This window comes from Intestinimonas massiliensis (ex Afouda et al. 2020), assembly GCF_900626285.1.
In the GTDB taxonomy this organism is placed as follows: Bacteria; Bacillota; Clostridia; order Oscillospirales; family Oscillospiraceae; genus Flavonifractor; species Flavonifractor massiliensis_A.
In genome coordinates this window covers 2,844,176-2,867,886 of record NZ_LR131147.1, presented here as the reverse complement: position 1 = coordinate 2,867,886, position 23,711 = coordinate 2,844,176, and the positions used below count along the sequence as shown (strand labels likewise).

The 23,711-nt window shown below is 65.0% G+C and carries 11 protein-coding genes; 9 read left to right on the top strand and 2 right to left on the bottom strand.

Annotated elements, in window-relative coordinates:
• Positions 1 to 164 precede the first annotated feature (164 nt).
• Together E0E41_RS14120 and E0E41_RS14115 are read left to right on the top strand one after the other, a co-directional pair.
• Positions 165 to 842: a DUF2461 domain-containing protein gene (locus E0E41_RS14120; protein ID WP_130870442.1), complete on the top strand. Its 678-nt coding sequence runs from the start codon at positions 165 to 167 to the stop codon at positions 840 to 842.
• Between the two features lie 62 nt (positions 843 to 904).
• A complete protein-coding gene (locus tag E0E41_RS14115) occupies positions 905 to 1,666 on the top strand; it encodes a polysaccharide deacetylase family protein (RefSeq protein WP_130870441.1) in 762 nt (253 codons plus the stop codon).
• A 42-nt stretch (positions 1,667 to 1,708) separates the two neighbouring features.
• Here E0E41_RS14115 and E0E41_RS14110 read toward each other — a convergent pair whose 3' ends face one another.
• Both E0E41_RS14110 and E0E41_RS14105 read right to left on the bottom strand, forming a co-directional pair.
• Positions 1,709 to 2,842 carry an LCP family protein gene (locus tag E0E41_RS14110; RefSeq protein ID WP_242623791.1) on the bottom strand — a complete coding sequence of 378 codons (1,134 nt, stop codon included), beginning with the start codon at positions 2,840 to 2,842 and terminating at the stop codon, positions 1,709 to 1,711.
• A 133-nt stretch (positions 2,843 to 2,975) separates the two neighbouring features.
• Complete coding sequence (locus tag E0E41_RS14105; RefSeq protein WP_130870440.1) at positions 2,976 to 3,269, bottom strand: hypothetical protein; 294 nt, start codon at positions 3,267 to 3,269, stop codon at positions 2,976 to 2,978.
• A 124-nt stretch (positions 3,270 to 3,393) separates the two neighbouring features.
• On the opposite strand from E0E41_RS14105, the gene E0E41_RS14100 reads away from it, so the two are divergent.
• From E0E41_RS14100 to E0E41_RS19170, 7 genes are all read left to right on the top strand, one after another.
• Positions 3,394 to 4,053, top strand: coding sequence for a Crp/Fnr family transcriptional regulator (locus E0E41_RS14100; protein WP_130870439.1), 660 nt, complete (start codon positions 3,394 to 3,396; stop codon positions 4,051 to 4,053).
• 16 nt (positions 4,054 to 4,069) lie between these two features.
• Positions 4,070 to 5,119, top strand: coding sequence for an ABC transporter substrate-binding protein (locus tag E0E41_RS14095; protein WP_130870438.1), 1,050 nt, complete (start codon positions 4,070 to 4,072; stop codon positions 5,117 to 5,119).
• 76 nt (positions 5,120 to 5,195) lie between these two features.
• Positions 5,196 to 5,885, top strand: coding sequence for an ABC transporter permease (locus tag E0E41_RS14090; protein WP_242623790.1), 690 nt, complete (start codon positions 5,196 to 5,198; stop codon positions 5,883 to 5,885).
• On the top strand, positions 5,882 to 6,463 hold the full coding sequence (locus E0E41_RS14085; RefSeq protein WP_130870436.1) for an ATP-binding cassette domain-containing protein: 582 nt from the start codon (positions 5,882 to 5,884) through the stop codon (positions 6,461 to 6,463). The genes E0E41_RS14090 and E0E41_RS14085 overlap by 4 nt, the downstream gene beginning before the upstream one ends.
• 93 nt (positions 6,464 to 6,556) lie before the next feature.
• Positions 6,557 to 8,431, top strand: a complete 1,875-nt coding sequence (locus E0E41_RS14080; protein WP_130870435.1) for an LTA synthase family protein — start codon at positions 6,557 to 6,559, stop codon at positions 8,429 to 8,431.
• Between the two features lie 245 nt (positions 8,432 to 8,676).
• Positions 8,677 to 11,541: an S-layer homology domain-containing protein gene (locus E0E41_RS14075; RefSeq protein ID WP_130870434.1), complete on the top strand. Its 2,865-nt coding sequence runs from the start codon at positions 8,677 to 8,679 to the stop codon at positions 11,539 to 11,541.
• 113 nt (positions 11,542 to 11,654) lie between these two features.
• A partial coding sequence (locus tag E0E41_RS19170; RefSeq protein ID WP_130870433.1) for an InlB B-repeat-containing protein occupies positions 11,655 to 23,711 on the top strand: 12,057 nt, incomplete at its 3' end.

The following is a 23,711-nucleotide window of genomic DNA, read 5'->3' as shown; positions in this document are numbered from 1 at the left end:
AAGGGATAAAAGGGACCGCCCACACCCCCCGCCGCCACCACCACGGCGGGCCCGGGCATGGAGCCGGTGCCGGAGAGTCCGGCGGCCTGAGCCAATCACACCATCCGCGGAGGCCCCCCGGTACCGCCGGGGGGCCTTCCCTGCTGCAAAGGAGAAAAAACAGTATGTTTCAAGGATTTTCCGGCGCCACCGTGGACTTTCTGTGGGGCATCCGGTTCAACAACGAGCGCACCTGGTTCGAGGCCCACAAGGAGGACTACCAGACCCACCTGCTCGCCCCCATGAAGGCCCTCAGCGCCGAGGTGTATGAGCGCTTTTCCCAGAAGCACAAGGATATGCCCCTGGTGTGCAAGGTGTCCCGCATCTACCGGGACGCCCGGCGGCTCTTCGGCCGGGGACCCTACAAGGACCATTTGTGGATGAGCATCCACCGCCCCCACGAGGAGGGCAGCTTTTCCCCGGTGTTCTGGTTTGAGATCGCCCCGGACAGCTGGTCCTGCGGCATGGGCTTCTGGCAGGCCCCGCCGGTGACCATGGCCAAGTTCCGCGCCCGGATGGACCGGGACCCGGCCCCCATGGAGCAGCTGACCCGGCGGCTGAACCGGCAGGACCGGTTCGTGCTGGAGGGGCCGGAGTACAAGCGGCCCAAGACGGCGGCCTCTCCGCTGCTGGCCCCCTGGTACGCCAAAAAGAGCTTTTCCCTCAGCCATGAGGAGGAACACTGCGACCTGCTGTGGTCCCACGACCTGGCGGACGCCCTGGTGGCCGACTATGAATTTCTGCTGCCCTATTACCAGTATATGGAGCTGGTGGAGGGCGACCCGGACCCAAGAGGAGAATAAAAGCCCCGCCCGGGGCGCATACTGAGGGGGCGAAAAACCTCCGGAAAGGCGGCGGGCGGGACATGAAGAGAAACTGGAGGCGGCAGCGGCGGTCCGGCTGGACCCTGCTGCTGCTTTTTGCTCTGGCGGGAGCGGTGGCTCTGGCCTGGTGGGGGCGGCGGTTGGATGGCCTGCCGGCGGACGCCCCGCTGACGGAAGAGGCGGGGCTGGAGGAGCCGGAGCGGAAGCTCATCGCCCTCACCTTTGACGACGGGCCCCGGCGGTCCACCACCACCGCCCTGCTGGACGGCCTGGCGGAGCGGGGGGTACACGCCACCTTCTTCCTTATTGGCGCCCAGGTGGAGGACAACCGGGACGTGGTGCGGCGGATGGACCGGGAGGGCCATCAGATCGGCATCCACACCTTCGACCACGTGCAGCTCACCGGCCTGAACCGGGCGGACTTCGACGCCCAGGTGGAAAAGACCCGGCAGGTGCTGAAGGAGACCCTGGACCACAACGACTTCCTCCTGCGGCCCCCCTACGGCATCCTGGACGACAGCGTGAAGGCCTGGGCGGGCTGTCCCATCATCCTGTGGTCCATCGACCCGGAGGACTGGAAGGACCAGAACACCCAGCGGGTGATCCAGGAGGTGGTGAGCGAGGCCCGGGACGGGGGCATCATCCTGATGCACGACATCTTCCCCGAATCGGTGGAGGCGGCCCTGGCCATTGTGGACGCCCTCCACGAGCAGGGGTATTATTTCTGCACCATCGAAGAGCTCTTCGCCGCCCGGGGCATCCCCCTGGAGGCGGGGGAGAGCTACTGGAACGCCTACCCGTGACAAAAAGCAGGAGCCCTGCCGGTTGGCAGGGCTCCTGCTTTTTCACGCCTTCTGGGCGATGGTCAGCATGTCGGCGGTGATGTCGGTGGTGTAGGGGTTGATGCCCTGGGTGTTCACCAGCTCCAGCACCTGGTCGGGGTAGAGCTCATAGCAGTAGGTCCAGCCGTGGTAGGTCACCAGGCCGTCCCCCGGCAGCACAGAGGTGGTGAGGTTGTTGGAGAAGTCGAAGTACAGGGCCTTCTCCGCAAAGTACAGCAGGTCGTTGGCGGTCAGGTCGGTCTGGACGTTCTCCAGAAAAATGTCGTAGTAGGTGGGCAGCTTCTGGGGCTGGGACAGAGCCTTTTTCAGCACCGCCGTCAGCAGGTCCCGCTGGGTCCGGGTGCGGCCGATATCGGAATCGGCGTACACCGGGGTGGTCTTCCACTTGCCGGAGGCCTCGTCATAGTAGGAGTTCTGCCGGCAGCGCACCACCTTCAGGGCGTCCGAGCCGGACAGCCACTGCATCCCCTTGCTGAAGTGGATGTACAGGTTCTGGGTGGGGTCCTCGTAGTTCATGGTCACCGGCACGTTGAAGTCGATGCCTCCCACCGCGTCCACCAGCTTGACGAAGCCCTTGGTGTTCACCTTTACATAGAAGTCGATGGGGATGCCCAGGATCTGGGACACCTTCTCCTTCAGCCCCTCGATGCCGTTGTAGGCGTAGGTGCTGTTCAGCTTGTAGAAGCGGCCCCCGTCCGACTCCTTCACCCCGTCGATCATGGTGTCACGGGGCAGGGACACCAGACCGGCGGTCTGGTTCACCGTGTCGTAGGTCAGCACCATCATGGTGTCGGTGTTGCCGCTGGACTGGTCGGTGGCCACCAGCAGGAAGGTGTAGGTGTACTCCTTGCGCACCATCCCCGGCTCCTCCGACACGGCGGGGGAGCCCTCCGTGTCCGTATCTCCCGGCAGCGCGTCCTTGTTCTGGTCCGCCGCGGCGGGGGGATCGTCCTTGATCTCCGGCGGCCGGGCGGCGATACGCACCCCGGCGTACACCACCACGATGATGGCGGACAGGGCCACCAGCATGCAGTATAGGACCCGGGCCAGCCGCCCCAGAGGGGAGCGGCGGCGCTTCTTTTTCCGATGGGGGTGGGTGTGTGCGGCGGTCCTGGTTGTTCTCCCTCTCTGGGCCATGGGAGGCGCCCCTTTCTCTTCTCGTATGGACAAAATTGTTATGTCAACAGCTGAGTTCCAGTATACCCAATTAGACGCCGCCTGACAAGAGAAAGTTGCGCATCTTCAGAAGAATGTCAGAAATCCGCCGGGCTCACAGCTTGGACTGGATGCTGAGCACCGCCGCGCTGAGGGCGTTCACCGAGCTCAGAATGTCCAGCAGCAGCTGGTTCTGGCGGGCCAGCGCCTCCAGCACCCCGTCCAGCTCCGGCGGATCACCGGGGGGACAGACGGGGCAGGGGGGACAGCAGCAGATGGGATGTATGTACCGCTTCATGGGCTCTTCCAGGGGCAGATCCTGCTCCTCCTCCCGGCGGGTCAGCAGCTCCTCCGCCGCCCGGCGGGCCCGGTCCAGTACCTGCGCCCGGTTATGACAGCAGCTTGGCATGGATGGTTCACCTCCTTGTATCCCATTGTATGGGGGAGCGGGGGAAATGGCGCTTGACTTTTTCCCAATCCGTGGTAGACTAACTGTACCATCTGAGACAAAAATGAGGAGCGATTGGAGAACCATGGCAGGGGACGAGGAAGCCCTGAAGGGGCTTTTGGCCGATACCTTCCTGTTCCGGGGGGTCCCGGAGGAGGCGGTGGAGGCCGCGCTGTCCGACCGGCGGACCATCCGGCAGCGGGCGGAGAAGGGGGACGTGATCTACGATCCCCGGCACTTCCAGCGCTGCCTGGGCGTGGTGCTGGAGGGTGCGGTGCAGGTGAACAAGGGGACGCTGATCATGAGCGTGCTGCGGCAGGGAGACCTGTTCGGCGCGGCGGCTCTGTTCCACCAGCGGCCGGACTACGCCACCACCCTGACGGCCCGCAGCCGGTGCCGCCTGCTGCTGTTTCCCCAGCCCCTCATTGAGGAGTGGATGGAGCGCTGGCCCCGGGTGGGGCGCAACTATGTGACCTATCTCTCCCAGCGGATCTGGTTCCTCTCCGGCAAGATCGACGCCCTCACCGCCGGCACCGCCGGGCGGAAGCTGGCCCAGTACCTGCTGGCCCACGAGGAGGACGGCGGGGTGGAGCTGGACTGCTCGGTCACCGGCCTGGCCGGGCGGCTGGGGGTGAGCCGGGCCTCCCTCTACCGGGCTCTGGACGACCTCCAGGCCCAGGGGGCCATCTCCCACCGGGGACGAACCATCGGTATCCTGGATCAGAAGATCCTGGAAGATCTATAGAAAGGAACGAGAAGCCATGAAGAAGAACTTACTGGCCCTGGGCCTGGCCCTGGCCCTGACCCTGAGCCTCACCGCCTGCGGCCCCAAGGAGGCCCCGGAGGCATCCACGCCCCCCGCCGAGACCACTCCCGTCACCGAGAGCCAGGTCCCGGAAACTGAGGCCCCCGCCCTGGAGGGCACCGCCATCAACCTGGGCCTGCTGAACGGCCCCACCGGCATGGGAGCCGCCAAGCTGCTCTCCGACAATGACGCCGGGGAGACCGTCAACCAGTACACCGTCACCCTGGGCTCCGACCCGGCCAACGACATCCTGCCCAAGCTGAACAACGGGGAGCTGGACATCGCCGCCCTGCCCACCAACGTGGCCGCCAACCTGTACAACAAGACCGGCAAGGTGCAGCTGCTGGCCCTGAACACCCTGGGCGTGCTCCACATCCTGGAGAACGGGGACACCGTCAACTCCCTGGCCGACCTGTCCGGCAAGACCCTGTACGCCATCAACCAGGGCACCAACACCGAGTACGTGCTGGACTATCTGCTGACCCAGAACGGCCTGGACCCGGACACCGATGTGGATATCCAGTGGAAGACCAGCGAGGAGGTCACCTCCCTCATGGCCTCCGGTGAGATCGACCTGTGCATGCTGCCCGTCCCCGCCGCCACCACCGTGCTGATGCAGAACAGCGACGTGCGGGACGCCATCGACCTGAGCGATGCCTGGACGGAATCCGGCGCCACCGGCACCTTCACCATGGGCTGCGTGGTGGTGCGCACCGAGTTCGCCCAGGAGCACCCCGAGGCGGTGAAGGCCTTCCTCAATGAGTACGAGGCCTCCATCAACTACATCAAGGACAACCCGGAGGAGGGGGCCAAGCTCATCGAGCAGTACGGCATCGTGCCCAAGGCCGCCATTGCCCAGGCCGCCATCCCCCAGGCCAACATGATCTTCGTGGCCGGCGCGGATATGAAGTCCATCTCCAGCTACTACGAGGTGCTCTTCGCCGCCGACCCCCAGTCCATTGGAGGTTCCATCCCCGATGACGGATTCTACTACATCGCGGAATAAGCCCCTGAACAGAATACTGCGCGTTGTCATACCCCTGGCCTTCTGGCTGGGGGTTTGGCAGCTTGGGGCGGTTTTCATGGACTGGCGCACCGAGGGCTACGGCTCCCTGCTGCTGCCCGGCCCCCTGGAGGTGGCGGCCCGGCTGGCCGCCCTGGTCCGGGAGCCCGCCTTCTGGCAGGCGGCGGCCATGAGCCTGGGCCGCATCTTTGCCGGGTTCGCCCTGGGTGCCGTCATCGGCACCGCCGCCGCCGTGGCCACCGCCGCCTTTGCCCCGGCGGACTGGGTGCTCACCCCCGCCGTCAAGGTGGTGCGGGCGGTGCCCGTGGCTTCCTTCATCGTGCTGGTGCTGCTGTGGGCCCCCACCACCGGGATGGTGCCCGCCATCGTCTCCGCCCTCATGGTGCTCCCCGTGCTGTGGGGCAACGTGGGCAAGGGCATTTCTCAAACTGATCCCAAGCTGCTGGAAATGGCGAAAGCTTATCGGTTCGGGAGAGGCAAGACCTTCCGGCTCATCTATGTGCCCTCGGTGCTGCCCTACTTCGCCAGCGGCTGCGCCACCGCCCTGGGCCTGGCCTGGAAGGCGGGGGTGGCCGCCGAGGTGCTCTGCCTGCCCAAGCTGGCCATCGGCACCAAGCTCTACCGGGCCAAGATCACCATGGAGACCCCCGACCTGTTCGCCTGGACGGTGACGGTGGTGGTCCTCAGCTTCGTGCTGGAGCGGGCCCTGGGGACCCTGTTCCGGCGGATGGGAGGGGGAGAGCCGTGATTTCCGTCCACAATATTACCGTCCGTTTCGGGGAAAAACTGGTATTGGACCGGTTTTCCCTCAAAATTCCGGACGCCGGCCTCACCGCCCTGTCCGGCCCCTCCGGCTGCGGCAAGACCACCCTGTTGCGGGTGCTGGCGGGGCTCCAGTCCACAGAGGGGGGCACGGTGACTGTGCCTCCCAGGCCGGTACTCCTCTTCCAGGAGGACCGGCTGCTGCCCTGGCGGACGGTGGGGCAGCACATCTCCGACGTGCTGCCCAAGAGCCGCCGGGGGGAGGTTTCCCGCTGGCTGGAGCTGGCGGAGCTGGAGGGGGAGGAGGACAGCTGTCCCGCCGCCCTGTCCGGCGGCATGGGACGGCGGCTGGCCCTGGCCCGCGCTCTGGCCCTGGGCGGGGACCTGCTGCTGCTGGATGAGCCCTTCACCGGGGTGGACGCCCCCCGGGCGGAGCGCATTCTGGGACGCATCCGGGAGCTGGGAGTGCCGGTGCTGCTGTCCAGCCACGAGAAAGAGGTGGTGGACCTGTGCGACCGGACCATCGCCCTGGAGGGCCCGCCCCTTTCGGTACGTTCCATATGAAGAATTCCTTAAAAAGAGCGAAAGCGCATTGCGTTTTCGCTCTTTTATGTTACAATAGCTATCATCAAATTCCCGTAAAGGCAGCGTAAAGAAATGACGAATACCACGGCGACACAAGTAAAAAAGAGGAAACTCCGCTGGCCCAAGCTGGCCCTGTCGGAGGCGAAATACCGCTGGGTAGGCAGGGGGGTGCTGGTGCTGGCCCCCCTGCTGGCCTTCACGCTGGTGGAGTACCTGAACTACAACGATCCCTGGCAGGACTTTTCCGCCATGCAGATCGGCCTCAACCTGATCTGGTACTATCTGCTGGAGCTGATCTTCTGGTTCGTCCGGGGCCGCCGGGTGTCGGCGGCCAAGTGGGCCCTGGGCATCGCCTGGGGCTTCGGCCTGGCCAACCACTACTTGATTTCCTTCCGGGGCCGCACCCTGTTCCCCGGGGACTTCCTCACCCTGGGTACCGCCGTCAACGTGGCGGGCAACTACGACTACTCGTTGGACCGGATGCAGACCATCTCCCTGCTCATCCTGGTGCTGGCCCTGCTGGCCCTGTCCCTGCTGCCCAGGGAGCAGCGCATCCCCTTCGCCTGGCATCGGTTCCTGCCGCCGGTGGGGGTGGCCGCCGTAGTGCTGGCGGTGTTCTTCGGCACCGGGTTCGTGGAAAACCAGGGCATCGAGCCCTCCATGTGGACTACCCGGGGCAACGGCCTGGCCCTCAACTTCACCGTGTGCCTCAAGTACATGCGGGTGGAGAAGCCGGAGGGCTATTCCCAGCAGGCCCTGGACAACCTGACGGCGGACACCTCCTCCGACGGGACCTCCGTCACCGCGGCGGGTACGGACGGCGCCCAGCAGCCGGTGAACGTCATCGTCATCATGAACGAATCCTTCTCCGACCTGTCCGTCCTGCCGGGGGTGGAGACCAACGAGGACGCCATGCCCTTTATCCGCTCCCTGACGGAAAACACCATCAAGGGCTACGCCTACTCCTCCGTGTTCGGCGGCACCACCGCCAACTCGGAGTATGAGTTCCTCACCGGCAACACCACCGCCTTCCTGCCCGCCGGCACCGTGCCCTACCAGATGTACGTCTCCGACGGGGACCCCACCCTGGTGAGCCAGATGTCCGCCCTGGGCTACCACACCATCGCCGCCCACCCCTACCGGTCCTCCGGCTGGAACCGGCCGTCGGTGTACAAGAATTTCGGCTTTGACGAGGTGTACTTCGAGAGCGACTTCCAGAACCGGGCGTACATGCGGGGGGATTCCAAGACGGGCTACGTCACCGACCGGTGCGACTATGAGAACCTGGTCCGGCTGTACGAGGAAAAGGAGGAGGGGGAGCCCCTGTTCCTCTTCAACGTCACCATGCAGAACCACTCCGGCTACCAGATGTCCTGGACCAACCTGCCCCGGGAGGTGTGGCTCACCGGGGACCTGGAGGGCCAGTTCCAGACGGTGAACCAGTACCTGTCCCTCATCCGCCAGAGCGACCTGGCCTTCGAGGAGCTGATCGACTACTTCTCCCAGGCGGATGAGCCCACCATGATCCTGCTGTTCGGGGACCACCAGCCCCAGGTGGCCACCAACTTCTACACCGACGTGCTGGGCATCGATCCGCCCACCGGACTGGCCCAGAAGAAGCAGATGGTGCCCTTCCTGCTGTGGGCCAACTACGACATCCCGGAGGAGCAGGGGGTGGAGCTGTCCCTGAACTACCTGTCCGCCCTGCTGATGGACACAGCCAACCTGCCCATGACCGGCTACCAGAAGTACCTGCTGGACCTGTGGCAGACCGCACCCGTCATCAACACCGTGGGCATCCGGGGGGGCGACGGCACCTGGTACGGCGAAAACGAGACTTTGCCCGCCGAACTGGCTGAGGCGGTGGACGGCTACCAGATGCTGTTATACAACAATATATTTGACAAATCCCACAGATTGGGAGATTTTTTCACTTTAACGAAATAAAAACACGCAAAAACGGGCGGTACCGCACAAACGGTACCGCCCGTTTCTGCGGCTGCGACAAATTAGTTTTTTTTATGGGGCTGGAAATTGTTGAAAATCCTAAAAGTTAGTGCTACAATATTACGTAGCAAGACGATTTTCTGAGGAGGTGAAGAAGAGATGGGGAGAAGATCTCCATCTGTATTTCTATATAATATAAATGTGTTGGTGTTGTTCCAACAAAAAACTGTAAAGGATGTGAAGAGATGCGAAACGTAAAGTCCCGAATGCTCAGCCTGTTGTTGGCGCTTTGCATGCTGTTTACTCTTCTGCCTATCAGCGCACTTGCTGCTGATGCGGAGCGGTTCGACGATGTGAAGGCGGACAGCTGGTACTATTCCTACGTAGATTATGTCACAGAAAAGGGGTTCTTCCAGGGAATCAGCAGTACGCGCTTTGCCCCGGAGGACACCATGACCCGGGCCATGTTCGTCACCGCCGTGTCCCGGGTGGCCGGGAAGACGGGGGACGCCTCCGTGGCGCCCTTTGACGACGTGCCCGCCGACACCTGGTACACCGCCGCCGTGGATTGGGCTGTGTCCAACGGTGTGATCAACGGCATCGGCGGCAACAGGTTCAACCCGGAGAAGGAGATCACCCGGGAGGACATGTGCGTCACCATGGCCCGGTTCATCAGCTATCTGGAGACCAGCCAGAACAAGACCTTCAAGAAGACTGCCGACCCCATCGCCTTCCCCGACGCCGACCAGATCAGCTCCTACGCCAAGGACGCGGTGGAGCGCTGCGTGGCTTACGGCCTGGTGTACGGCACCGGTGACGGCACCTTCCAGCCCAAGGCCTACGCCAGCCGGGCGGAAGTGGCGGCCATGATCTACCGCCTGTCCCTGATGACCACCCAGCCCACCGGCGGCGGCAGCACCGGCGGCGGCGGCGGTACCCCCGCTGTTACCAACTACACCCTGACCCTGGATCCCAACTATGAGGGCGGGACGGCCACCACCGTGACGGTGGCCAAGGACGCCACCTATACCTTTGCGGCGCTGGCCCGGGACGGCTACCGGTTCCTGAGCTGGAACACCGCGGCGAACGGCACCGGCACGACTTACAACGTGGGCGACACCATCACCGTCACCGCCGACCTGACCCTGTACGCCCAGTGGATGGCGAATACCGATTACATCGGACAGGCGGTACTCTCCGCGGCTGATTGGGCCGGCGGGTATGTGGATACCGTCAACTCCGTGCTGGACAGCGTGAAGGACACCGCCGGGAACAACGGCCTGGCCATCAATGACACCCTGAACCTCGCCCTGACCACCGGGAACATGACCTCCATGGAGGAGGGGGCCCGCACCGTCACCGTCACCGCTCAGGCCGACCTGACGGAGAACACCGTGCTCAACGCCGCCCGCTTTGCCATGGACATGGTTCTCCCCGTGGTGGATGGCAGCACCACCCCCGCGGACCTGAAGCAGATGATCAAGGACGTGGCCGAGCAGCTGGGCATCGAGCTGACCAAGGATCAGGTGGATCAGATGGTGGGCGAGATCCAGGAGGCCGCCCAGTCCTACCTGGCCCAGGCCATGCAGGACTTCAAGGACAACTTCCGCAACTACAACGGCGGTGACTGCATCACCGGTATGACCCTCACCTTTGCCAACGGGGACGAGATGACCCTGACCGTGGGCAGCATCACCAAGAACGACGCGGTGCAGGCGGCCGTCAAGATCGCCCGCAACCTGCTCAATTCCGCCAACAGCGCCGACTACACCAATCAGTTTGACGCCCAGACCAGTGTGAAGGCCTCCTTCGCGCCGGTGGACGGCATCGCGGCTTCCTACACCGGCGAGGGCGCCTTCCCCACCGACTACACCGTGAAGTTCGTGCTGGACGCCCAGAGCGACTACCTGTCCTACAAGCTGGATGCGGATAAAGGCTATTACCTCAAGCTCACCATCTCCCAGGAGATGCAGAACGCTTACGCCGGAGCGGTGGATGAGCTGGTGAATGCCGCTCTGGACAACACCACCGTGCAGGGCAAGCTGGACACCGTTCTGAACGACGCCCTGGCCGGCGTCAGCCTGGACAGCTACAAGGGCCTGCTCACTCAGCTGGGCAAGACCGAGGAAGAGGCCCAGCAGATGCTGGACGGCGCTGTGGACGCCTGGGTGGCCGCCAACCACCTCTCCGCCGCGGAGATCAAGGACAGCTTCCTCTTCCAGCGCTACTGGGAGGAGAACGCCTCCGCCGCCCCCGACAACAGCGCCCTGTATGCTCTGATCGCGGCCATCGGCGATGACGCCGGTGTGTTTGCTGATGAAACTCTGCGCACGCAGCTGGCTGCTATGTATGAGAGCATGGAGGAGGATCAGAAAAAAGCCCTTGAGGCTGCCGGCATCAACGACGCGGCAGGCTATGTGAATCTGATCCTGTTCGGCGACGGTGAAACCGGTATCTGCAACAATGTGAATGCCGAGAACTTTGTGACCCTGATTGAAGCCAGCGGCGCCGACATCGGTGTGACGCTGGATCCCGACGATCCCATCCAGGGCTATGCGCTGGCCGCCATCTGCGACTATCTGCGCGCCCAGGGCAGCAAGCCCACCGATTTCAAGGCCGACGCCGAGGGCGCCATGCAGGACGCCATCAACGAGCAGATCGACGGTGTGCTGACCGGCAACAGCATGATGACCACCCTGGAGAAGGCGGTCAAGGTCAAGACCCTGGCCGGTATCTGGGACGTGAAGCTGTCCAACGCCTCTACCGCCCTGAACAACGCCACTCTGCTGGAGCTGGTGGGCCGGTATGACGACAGCAACTACGCCGTCCAGCTGCGCCGCGCCATTGCCGCGGTGGTCAACCGTATCCCCGCGGGCGCCATGGTGCAGATCGGCAACACCACCCTGACCAAGGATTCCCTGAGCGGTCTGGCCTCCGCCACCACCAATGGGGACCTGTGCCAGGCTCTGGCGGACCTGATCACCGACAACGGCCTGGATGACCTGAGCCTGAGCACCTTCGGTGACGAGGCCACCGCGCCCAAGATCACGCTGGGCAGCGCCTCCACCAACTTCGCCTTTACTCTGGTGCTGGATCTGGAAGGCGCCTGAGCATTCAGCCGCAATGGCATAACCAACGTATTCCCATAGGGCCTGGCCTGCTGTCCACATTTTGCGGGCAGCAGGCCAGGTCGTTTTACAGAGGATAGAAGGAGAACACGCATATGAGGAAAACATGGAGACGCGCGCTTTCCCTGCTGCTGATGCTGTGCATCCTGACCGGCATGCTGCCGGTCACGGCGCTGGCGGCACCTTCCGGCGCGCCTGACAGTGCGCCGGAAACCTCGGCGGAAGAGGAGGAGCCCTCCTACCAGGACCAGGTGGAGGCCTTCATTAACCGCTACGGCGATCAGCTGAGCGACGCCCAGAAGGACAAGCTCCGCTCCGGCGAGGTGAAGCTGGAGGACCTGATGGAGGAGGAAAACCCCCGGGTCAGCGTGATCATCGAGCTGGAGGGCCAGTCCATGCTGGAGGAGGACCCCACCAGCCTGGAGTTCCTCCGGGAGGCGGCTGAGTCCGGTATCAGCCTCATGTCCACCGATGACGAGCAGCAGGCCGCCGCCCGGTCCATCGCAGCCGAAACCGGCGTGGACATGGACGTGAAGTATACCTATGACCTGGCCTTCAACGGCATTGCCGCGGAGGTCAACTACCTGGACATGGACGCCATCGCCCAGGCGGACGGGGTGGCCAGCGTCTACATCGACCCGGTGTATGAGATGGTGCCCACCGACGCCCAAGAGGTGAGCCCCAACATGTCCGGCTCCAACGAGACCACCGGCGTCAACGCCGTCAACGGCCAGTACAAGGGTGAGGGCACCGTGATCGCCGTCATCGACACCGGTCTGGACCTGGACCACGAGGCCTTCCAGAATGCCGGCGGCCTGGTGACGGAGGACAACGCCAAGCTGTGCAAGGCGGAGCTGGCCGGTCTGATGCAAACACTGACCATCAACGGCAAGACGGGTTCTGACGCCAACAGCGTCTACAAGAGCCTGAAAGTGCCCTTCGCCTTCAACTACGCCGACGACGGCACCCTGCCCGCCGACCACAGCGGTGACGCCCAGGGCGACCACGGCACTCACGTGGCGGGCATCGCCGCCGGCTACATGGTGGACGGCGAGAGCAAGGTCACCTTCTCCGGTGTGGCCCCGGCGGCCCAGCTGATCATCATGAAGGTGTTCGGCGCCAACCGGGCCGGCCAGTGGTCGGATATCCTGGCCGCCATGGAGGACGCCGCCCGCCTGGGAGCCGACGTCATCAACCTGAGCCTTGGCTCTCCCGCCGGCTTCTCCGACAGCAGCTCCGCCGCCGAGGAGAACACGGCGGAGGTCCTGAATACCCTGACCAAGGCCGGTGTGGTGGTGTGCGCCTCCGCCGGCAACGAGTACAGCGCCGCCTACGGCAACCGCTACGGCGGCATGAGCCTGGCCTCCAACCCGGACAACGGCATCGTGGGCTCTCCCGCCAGCTATGACGAATCCCTGGCGGTGGCCTCCGTGGCCAACACCACCTACAGCGGTCAGTTCCTGTGGGTGGGAGACCGCAAGATCGCCTTCACCAACAACGCCACCGCGGACAGCCGCAACATCCTGAAGCTGATCCCCGACGGCCAGGAATCGGTGGACAAGGAGTTTGCCATCCTCACCGACGGCAGCACCATGCTCACCGGCACCGCCGACGAGTTCGACCAGTACGCCGTGAGCAGCGGCATCGAGGGCAAGTTCGTGGTGGTCCGCCGGGGCCAGACCTTTACCGAGACGGTGGAGCGGGCCCAGGACGCGGGGGCCATCGGCCTCATCGTAGCCGACCACACCGAGGGCTCCCTGTCCAACATGGCGGAGAACACCGAGGTCACCATCCCCGCCGTGTTCATCTCCAAGGCCGACGGCGACTTCCTGGCCGGGAAAAAGACCGGTACCATCACCATCTCCAGGGCGGTTTCCACCGAGGACAACGTAGGCGCCGGCCAGATGTCCGACTTCTCCTCCTGGGGCGTCACCAGCGACCTGAAGCTGAAGCCGGAGATCACCACCCCCGGCGGCAACATCTACTCCACCCGGGACAACGGCACCTACGGCAACATGAGCGGCACCTCCATGGCCTCCCCCAACATGGCCGGCCTGGTGGCGCTGGCCAAGCAGTACATCAATGAGAATCAGGAGAAATTCGCGCCCTATATCAACGATGACCAGGGCAAAGTGGATCCCAACAAGCTGGGCGATGTGATCACCAACCTGATGATGAGCAGCGCCAGCCCCATCACCGATCCCAACAGCAATACCTTCTACTCCCCCCGGAAGCAGGGCGCCGGCCTGGCCAACATCGCCGACGCGGCGGCCGCGGAGGCCTTCCTCTCCGTGGAGGGCGCTCCCTCCGCCAAGCTGGACCTGGGGGATGACGACGGCAAGACCGGCAAGTACACCATGACCTTCACCGTCAACAGCCTGAGCGGGGAGGATGAGACCTACACCCTGGACACCACCGCCCTGACGGAGAAGATCCTGAAGAACCAGCAGGTGGAGTACCAGACCTACCACTGGAATGAGGCCCAGCAGAAGTACACCACTGAGACCGTCACCGAGGACTTCATGTCCAACGAGCCCTATGAGCTCACCGGGGTCACCGTGACCTGTTCCGGCGACAACGTCAGCGGCAGCACCGTTACCGTCCCCGCCAACGGCAGCACCGCCGTCACCGTCACCCTGACCCTGGGGGACGCCGACCGGACCTACCTGGACCAGTACCCCAACGGCATCTATGTGGACGGCTTCGTGGAGCTGCTGGACGCCGACAGCGACGGCGGCTCCGATCTGAGCATCCCCTTCCTGGCCTTCTACGGCGACTGGGAGCAGGCTCCCATCCTGGACGAGGGCACCTGGATGGACGTGCTGGAGGACAAGGACATCCATCCCTCCTTCGGCTTCTCCACCGCCAAGCGGGATTCCGAGAGCATCTTCTCCATCCTGCTGGAGACCGCCACCCCCCTGGGCACCCCCAACATGACCAGCGCCAACCAGCGGGAGCTGGCGGAGGTGGGCTACGACTACCGGCCTTCCCTCAACCTGTACAACCCCACGCCGGACAGCGGGTACGACCTGCTGTTCTGCGATATCTCCCTGCTGCGCAGCGCCAAGGATGTGACCATGACCCTCTACGGCGTCACCAGCGGCACTACCCAGGATGACCTGGACAACTATGAGAATCTGGAATCCTATGTGGATACCGCCACGGTGTACAACACCGTGTCCGGGGAGAACTACAACAAGACCTACCATGACGGCACCACCGTCCGGGACCACAGCGACTACCTGTCCTACCGCTTCTACTGGAACGGCACCGATACCAGCGGATCCATCCTGCCCGACGGTACCCTGGTCATCGCCAAGGTGACCGCCACCATGGGCACCGGGGACGACGAGAGCGGCAACCGGCGGAGCAGCTTCTACTTCCCCGTGGTCATCCACACCGTCCCCCCCAAGGTGACCGAGATGAACTTCACCTCCGACCCCGACGGCATCACCGTGCAGATCGACGACCCCAACTTCGTGGGCTCCGTGATGATGGGTATTTACGGCCTCAAGAGCAAGGACGGGGAAGTGGATTACTTCACCTCCGGCGAGCTGACCGGCGTGGGAGAGGACGCCCTGCCCGAGCAGTTCACGGCCGGCGGCGGCACGGTCACCTTCGACTTCCCCTACCTGTGGGACAAGGCCTACAACATCTGGACCGTCTACGCCGAGCTGACAGACCTGTCCGGCGGGTATTCGACCTACTATTACCACCTGGTCAGCTGGTTTGACGTGGAGATGGACCAGACGGTGCTCAACGAGGGGCGGTCCCTGACCCTGGACTACTCCGCGGGCTTCAGAAAAGCGTACAACCACTGGGAGGAAAATACCAACATTCCCGGCGGCCACAGCTACAACATCACCAGCTCCGACCCGGACCTGCTGAGCGTTACCGACAACGGGGACGGTACCGTCACCCTGACGGCCAGCGCCGATGCGGGGCTGACCCAGGCCAAGAAGGTGGAGATCATCTTCCAGGGCGGGGTGAACCGCAATTTTGAGGAGCGGTATACCATCACCGTGCTGCCCTACCTGCTGCAGAAGCAGATCGACGAGGCCCAGCCGGGAGACACCGTGTATTGGACCGGCGGCGACCTGACCGACAGCGTCACCATCGACAAGGACCTGACCCTGGATCTGGGAGGGGCCACCCTCACCTCCGCCGACGGCGAGGCCGCCATCCGAGTGCGGAGCGGCAACGTGACCATTACCAACGGCACCGTCCGCTCCTCCTCCGGCGGTCTGGCCACCGACGGCACCCAGCTGCTGGCCACCCTGAACGGGGAGCACCCCGCCGCCATCCGGGCGGAGGGAGGCAGCGTGACCCTGGACGGGGTGACGGCGCAGGGCGCGGCCCTCACCGGTCAGGCCCTGGTGACCCACGTGTCCAGCGCCGTGGATCTGGCGGGCAGCGCGGCCCTGACCATCCGGGACAGCGAGCTGTACGGCGAGTACGCCGTTAACAACCAGGTCTCCGGTCTTACCCCCGGCGGTGCCATCACCGTGGAGGACGGCTACCTGTCCGGCGACGTGGCCAGCGTGAAGAGCTACACCAACGCCGACACCGTAACCGACCTGGGCGCAAATTCCGTGGCCCTGGACAGCGACGCCCTGTACACCGAGGCCCTCACCGGCGGCGCGGCGGTCAACGACCTGGACTTCACCGGCAGCTTCACCAAACAGAGCTGCACCCCCTACCTCTATTTTGACCTGACCGACCCGGACGAGGTGGCCAAGTGGACCGCCACCGATGCCACCATCGACTATGTGGACGGGCAGATGAAGGTCACCGCCAACTCCTACAGCGCCTACATCTACCGCAAGCTGGACCAGCCGGTGACCCTCTCCGGCAGCCAGGCCTGGAAGGTCTTCTTTAGCAGCCAGAGTTCCTCCTCCCTGTGGAACTACGTCAACGTCTCCTATGACGGCGGCGCCAGCTGGTCGGGCAACAGCGGCTATCTCAGCGGCTCCAACGACCGCTGCAACACCGCCAGCTTCTCCGGACAGATCACGGACATCCGGGTCAAGTTCGACTCCAGCGACAACTGGATCAAAATGACCGGCTTCGGCGCCTTCGCCAGCATGGACGACGCCCAGGGCTTCACCTCCGTCAGCGTGGACACCAGCACCAAGGCCCTGACGGTGCTGGACCGGTCCGCCCTGGCACAGAGCGCCGGGCTGACCACTGCGGAGGCGGACGGGCAGCTCACCGTCACCGCGCCCGAGCCGGTGTCCGCCGGGACGGACGGGGCCTTCAGCTACCGCTGGGTGCCCGTCAGCGTCACCCTGACCCCGGAGGCCGGGGAGGCCCAGACGGCGGAGTTCGTGGACGGCACCGCTGCCATCACCCCGCCGGAGGGGGCCTACACCCTGTCGGTGAACTGGTCGACGGAGGTATCCCCCAGTACGGTGCGCCAGGCGGAGCTGAACCGCCTGCAGGACCCGGACTACGAGAGCAAGGCGGCCGCCGACCTGAAGAGCTATCTGAGCATTCTGAGCGGCCAGCTGGACCTGTCCGCCGATGTGGAGGCCCTGCGCACCCTGAAGGCCAACCTGTCTGGCTCCATGGTGGAGGGAGCCTTCAAGCTGCGGGACCAGATGAAGATCGACACCCCCCTGACCCAGGCCCACCTGAACGAATACTACGCCACCTACGCCGATGAGGTGGCCGCCTTCTCCGGCGACGAGAATGGCGTCATCTACCAGGGCGTAAAGGGAGACAGTGAAGCCGTCGGCGTCTACTGGGCCAAGGCGTCCACTCTGACCAACCCGGAAAGCGGCGCAACCGTGACGAAAAACGGCTTCTACAGCACCATCAACAGCGACGGCATGATGTCCGGCTTCTATGTGGACGAGAACTACAGCCACCTGTCCGCCGCCCTGGCTCAGGCGGAGGCCGCCCAGCCCCTGTTCCAGGAGCTGCAGAGCCTGTGCGCCTCCGACGCCGGCCTGGCGGAGCTCCAGGCCTGGTGGGGCGCCAACGGCGGCCAGCTGCTGGATACCGCCCTGGCCGTCCAGAAGGTGATCAAGGACGACGACCGGACGGGCAACGTGAACTTCGCCAGCACGGCCGCCTGGGACAGCACCTACGGCGTCTACTATGACCGCCAGGCGAAAGTGGCCAACAGCAGCGACAACGAGCTGTGGGAGTATCTGGATGGCGACGGCGTCACCTCCACCGACGGCAAGGCGGTGGACGCCGCCATGACCGTGCTGCGGGATGAGGGCACCGCCCTGTATGAGTTTGTCCAGACCGCCGGCAGCTTCTCCGGCGTGACCGGCACCCAGCGCAACGCCAACCTGCTCCAGCAGGGCAAGACCCAGGCCAACGGCAAGAGCTATGCCCAGAACCTGGCCGACGGCATCGCCGCCAACGCCGGCACCGTCTACGCTCTCCATGAGGGGGAGGACGGGAAGTGGTACCTGTCCGCCCAGGGCAGCGGCTCGGTGACCTACGCCGCCGTCTCCCTGAGCAGCGACCACGGCCAGCCCGCCTCCCAGACCCTCTACTATCCGGCGGGCGCCCAGATCACCCTGCCCACCCTGACCGAGGTGGGCTGGACCCACACCGGCTGGAAGGATGGGGAGACTACTTACAACCTGACCGACCCCTATACCGTCCCCGAGGGGGGCGCTTCCCTCACCGCCGTGTGGGAGGCCGGTTCCGTGAATTACACCCTGGAGCTCTACGGCGCCGACCTGACCGGCGGCACCTACAGCTCCCTGGGCACCGTCACCGTGCCCGCCTACACCGGCCAGGACATCCAGCTGGTCCAGGAGGACAAGCTGGTCCTGCCCGAGGCGGAGGGCATGCCCGACCTGAGCGGCTACCTCTTTAGCATCGAAAACCAGGACAACGTGCTCACCGCCACCGTGGCGGGGGACGGCTCCACCGTGCTGAAGGTCTACTTCGACCGGATCAACTTCACCCTCTTCGCCGGCGAAGATACCGCCCAGGTGCCCTACGGGGCCCCCCTGAGCGAGACCCTGAGCACCTTCACCCCCGTGAAGGAGGGCTACACCTTCGGCGGCTGGTATCTGGACGAGAGCCTGGAGACCCCGGTGGCCGAGGACACCACCATGCCCGCCGATTCCCTGACCGTCTATCCCAAGTGGACGGCCAACCAGTACACCATCACCTTCGACAGCCGGGACGGCAGCCCCGTGGACGCCATCACCGCCGACTACGGCCAGACGGTGACTGCCCCCACGGCTCCCACCCGCACCGGCTACACCTTCGGCGGCTGGTATACCGAGGAGAGCTGCACCGGCGAGCCCTACGTATTCGACACCATGCCCGCCCAGAGCTTCACCCTGTACGCCAAGTGGACGGTGAACCGGTACACCATCACCTTCGTCACCGGCGAGGGCACCGCCGTGGAGCCCATCACCGGGGATTACGGCAGCAGCGTCACCGCCCCCGAGAATCCCACCCGCACCGGCTACACCTTTGCCGGGTGGGATAAGGAGATCCCGGCTACCATGCCGGCGGGCGACCTGACCATCACCGCCCAGTGGACGGTGAACCAGTATACCATTACCTTCGTCACCAGCGAGGGCGGCAGTACGGTGGATCCCATCACCCAGAATTACGGCACCACCGTGACCAGACCTGACGATCCCACCCGGGAGGGCTACACCTTCACCGGCTGGTTCACCGACGAGGACTGCCAGAACGTGTACACCTTTACCACCATGCCCGCGGAGAGCCTGACCCTGTACGCCGGCTGGCAGGTGGGCGCGTACACCCTGCAATTCAACAGCAACGGCGGCAGTGAGGCCGCCACCATCGCGGCCGACTACGGCACGCCCATCACCCTGCCCACCGTGACCCGCACCGGCTATACCTTCGGCGGCTGGTACCGGGACAACACATTTACCGGCGATCCGGTGGACTTCACCACCATGCCGGCGGAGAACCTGACCCTGTACGCCAAGTGGATGGTGAACCAGTATACCATCACCTTCGTCACCGGCGAGGGCACCCACGTGGAGCCCATTACCGCCTACTACGGCGCCCAGCTCACCGCCCCCAAGGATCCCACCCGCACCGGCTACACCTTCGCGGGCTGGGACAAGGAGATCCCGGCCACCATGCCGGCGGGCGACCTGACCCTCACCGCCAAGTGGACGGTGAACCGGTACACCATCACCTTTGAAACCGCCGGCGGCAGCCCCGTGGATGCCATCACCCAGGACTACGGCACCGCCGTCCAGGCCCCTGCCGAGCCCACCCGCGCCGGCTACACCTTCGCCGGCTGGGACAAGGCCATCCCGGAGACCATGCCGGCAGAGAACATCACCATCACCGCCCAGTGGACGGTGAATCAGTACACCATCACCTTCGAGAGCGGCGAGGGCACCCCCGTGGACACCATCACCGCCGACTACGGCAGCAAGGTCACCGCCCCCGACGCCCCCACCCGCACCGGCTACACCTTCGGCGGCTGGTATGCGGAGGAGGACTGCTCCGGCGAGCCCTACGCCTTTACCACCATGCCGCTGGACGGCGTGAAGCTGTACGCCAAGTGGACGGTGAACAGCGTCACCATCACCTTCGACACCGGCGCCGACGGCCCGGCGGTGGAGCCCATCACCCAGGACTATGGCACCCCCGTCACTCTGCCCGCGCCGGAAAAGACCGGCTATACCTTCGGCGGCTGGTACGCCGACGCCGACTGCTCCGGCCCGGCGGTGGAGCTGACCGCCATGCCGGCGGAGAGCGCCACCCTGTACGCCAAGTGGACGGCCAATTCCTATACCATTACCTTTGTCACCGGCGAGGGCAGCCCGGTGGATGCCATCACCCAGGACTACGGCACCGCCGTCACCGCCCCCGACGCCCCCACCCGCACCGGCTACACCTTCGGTGGCTGGTACACCGAGGAGGCCTGTGAGAATCCCTACACCTTTACCACCATGCCCGTGGGGGGCATCACCCTGTACGCCAAGTGGACCATCAACAGCGTCACCATCACCTTCCACAGCAACGGCGGCAGCGAAGTGGAGCCCATCTCCGGCCAGTACGGCGATCCCCTGACCGAGCCGGACTATCCCACCCTGAAGGGCCACTCCTTCCTGGGCTGGTTCACTGAGGAGGACCTGTCCGGCGAGAAGTACACCTTTGAGACCATGCCGGCGGAGAACCTGGAGCTGTACGCCAAGTGGGTGCTGAACCAGTACCGGGTGAGCTTCGATACCGACGGCGGCACCGAGCTGGACGACCTGATGGTGGACTACGGCGCCAAGGTGCCCCAGCCGGAGGCCCCGGTGAAGAGCGGCTACTTCTTCCAGGGCTGGAGCCTGGACGGCCAGACTTATGACTTCACCGCCCCCATGCCCGACACCAACCTGGTGCTGACGGCGGTGTGGCTGAAGAATTCCGCCCTGCAGGACCTGATCGACCAGACCGAGCCCGGCGGCACCGTCAGCTGGACCGGCGGCGACTTCACCACCTCTGTCACCATTGACAAGCCCCTCACCCTGGATCTGGGCGGCGCCGTCATCACCGGCCTGGCCGGCGAGCCGGTGATCACCAGCAAGCCGGGCAAGGGCCAGACCGTGACCATCCGGAACGGCACCCTGGTGGGCGGCTCCGACCAGGGCCAGCCCGCCCTGATGGTGGACGGCGGCAAGACCGTGCTGCGCAACATGCTCTGCCGGGGCGACAGCGTGGAGGATGACGGCACGGTGGTCTACAACGGCAGCGGCGCCGATGTGCACAACAACGGCAACCTGACGGTGTACGACAGCGTGCTGGCCGGCATCTACGGCATCAACAACGGCGCCCGGGGCAGCTACCTGGGCGGCGGCCAGATCCAGCTCCACTCCGCTGTGCTCCTGGGCCTGGCCAGCGACATGTACAGCGACGACACCCTGCTGGTGCCCAACACCGCCCTCACCCTGCCGGAGCAGGACTTCTCCGCCCAGCTGCGGGAGGGGGATCTGCCCCAGGCCGTGGAGGAGCTGGACCAGCTGCTTACCGTCCGCCGGGAGCGGATCGTGATCCCCGCCTTCCAGAGCGATGACGTGAGCACCAGCTACACCTTCCGCGACGGTATGCTGGAGGTCACCGTCACCGTGCCTCAGCTGGAGGAGCTGGCCTTTGCCAGCCGCTGGATCCCCGTCCAGCTGGACAACGGCGGCCAGAACGCTCCCTTCACCCAGCAGGCCGACGGCACCTTTACCGCCAGCCTGCCCGCCTCCGGCGGCGTGCAGAACTGCACCATCCGCTTCCAGGGCCAGCTGAGCTTCAGCAGCCGGGAGATGGAGCAGATCGTCAACCTGCCCCTGGCGTTGGCCAGCGGTTCCCTGACCCAGATCGGGCAGTTCGCCGATCTGGAGGCGCGGATGTACGAGCAGAGCCAGACCGCCAAGAGCCTGATGCGGGATACCTATGATCAGATCACCGCCGCGGCGGCCGATCCCACCAACTCCCTGCTCATCAGCCTCTTCGGCATCGGCCAGACCATCACCAACATGCAGGACGCCATTGTGGCCATGGGCGGCAGCTATGTCACCGGCACCGGCGACAGCGGCCTGATCGGCCAGCTGGAGGACTACCACAGCCGGTTCACCGCCGTCAGCGGCGAAGCGGCCCGCCTGGCCTTCCTGTGTGAGAACTACAGCGACATCCGTGACGTGGTGGGCCGGATCTACACCCAGGCGGAGAAGCTGTATCAGAATGCCTCCGACCCGCTGCTGTACAGCCTGATCATCTCCAACAAGCTGGTCTCCGGCTACGACCAGAAGGTGGAGCAGCTCAAGGACGTGCTCAAGCAGTTTGACGACATGCTGGTGGAGCTGGACGGCAACCGGCTGCTGGTCCTGGGTGACTGGCAGGCCGATACCACCGGCACCCTGTGCGACAAGGTGCTGGCCGCCGCCGCTGTCCAGGGCGGATACCTGGATGTGCCCGCCGGCAGCACCCTCACCGACGGCAGCGACGACACCGCCGCCACCCTGTCCCTGTCAGCCCAGGTGGTCTCTGTGACCTGCAACTGGAACGACGGCAGCGGGAAAACCACCGTGCTCCAGGGCCTGGCAGGGGACAGCCTGACCGCCCCCGCAGAGCCCACCCGCACCGGCTACACCTTCGGCGGCTGGTACACCGACGAGAGCTGCACCGGCGAGCCCTATGTGTTCACCGTCATGCCGGAGGCTGACCTGGAGCTGTACGCCAAGTGGACGGCCAACCAGTACACCATCACCTTTGAAACCGGCGAGGGCACCCCTGTGGCGCCCATGACCGCCGACTACGGCACGGCCATCCAGGCCCCCGCCGCTCCCACCCGTGAGGGGTACTCCTTCATCGGCTGGTACACCGAGGAGACCTGTGAGAACCTCTACACCTTTGCCACCATGCCCGCCGAAAACATCACCCTGTACGCCAAGTGGCAGGCGGGCCAGTACACCATCACCTTCGTCACCGGCGAAGGGGCCACCGCTGTGGCCCCCATCGTGGGCGACTACGGCACTCCGGTGACCGCTCCCGACGCCCCCACCCGCACCGGCTACACCTTCGCCGGGTGGGATCAGGAGATCCCGGCCACCATGCCGGCAGGTGATCTGACCATCACCGCCCAGTGGACGGTGAACCAGTACACCATCACCTTCGTCACCGGCGAGGGTGCCACCGCTGTGGAGCCCATCCAGGCCGACTACGGCGCCGCCGTCCAGGCCCCGGCCGCTCCCACCCGTGAGGGCTACTCCTTCATCGGCTGGTACGCCGACCCGGACTACAGCGGCGACCCCTATACCTTCACCGCCATGCCCGCTGAAAACATCACCCTGTACGCCAAGTGGCAGGCGGGCCAGTATACCATCACCTTCGACAGCCAGGGCGGCAGCCAGGTGGAGGCCATCGCGGCCGACTACGGCCAGACGGTGACCGCCCCCACGGTGCCCACCCGCACCGGCTACACCTTCGGCGGCTGGTATACCGAGGCGGACTGCACCGGCGAGCCCTACGTGTTCACCACCATGCCCGCTCAGAGCTTCACCCTGTATGCCAAGTGGACGGTGAACCAGTACACCATCACCTTCGAGACCGGCGAGGGCACCGCTGTGGAGCCCATCACCCAGGACTACGGCACCACCGTGACAAAGCCCGACGATCCCACCCGGGAGGGCTACTCCTTCACCGGCTGG

Bases quoted from the DNA above. Each gene is read 5' to 3' on its own strand.
- E0E41_RS14115 (WP_130870441.1), top strand. From the start codon at position 905: ATGAAGAGAAACTGGAGGCGGCAGCGGCGGTCCGGCTGGACCCTGCTG.
- E0E41_RS14095 (WP_130870438.1), top strand. From the start codon at position 4,070: ATGAAGAAGAACTTACTGGCCCTGGGCCTGGCCCTGGCCCTGACCCTG.
- E0E41_RS14110 (WP_242623791.1), bottom strand. From the start codon at position 2,842: ATGGCCCAGAGAGGGAGAACAACCAGGACCGCCGCACACACCCACCCC.
- E0E41_RS14105 (WP_130870440.1), bottom strand. From the start codon at position 3,269: ATGCCAAGCTGCTGTCATAACCGGGCGCAGGTACTGGACCGGGCCCGC.
- E0E41_RS14080 (WP_130870435.1), top strand. From the start codon at position 6,557: ATGACGAATACCACGGCGACACAAGTAAAAAAGAGGAAACTCCGCTGG.
- E0E41_RS14075 (WP_130870434.1), top strand. From the start codon at position 8,677: ATGCGAAACGTAAAGTCCCGAATGCTCAGCCTGTTGTTGGCGCTTTGC.
- E0E41_RS14120 (WP_130870442.1), top strand. From the start codon at position 165: ATGTTTCAAGGATTTTCCGGCGCCACCGTGGACTTTCTGTGGGGCATC.
- E0E41_RS14090 (WP_242623790.1), top strand. From the start codon at position 5,196: ATGGACTGGCGCACCGAGGGCTACGGCTCCCTGCTGCTGCCCGGCCCC.
- E0E41_RS14100 (WP_130870439.1), top strand. From the start codon at position 3,394: ATGGCAGGGGACGAGGAAGCCCTGAAGGGGCTTTTGGCCGATACCTTC.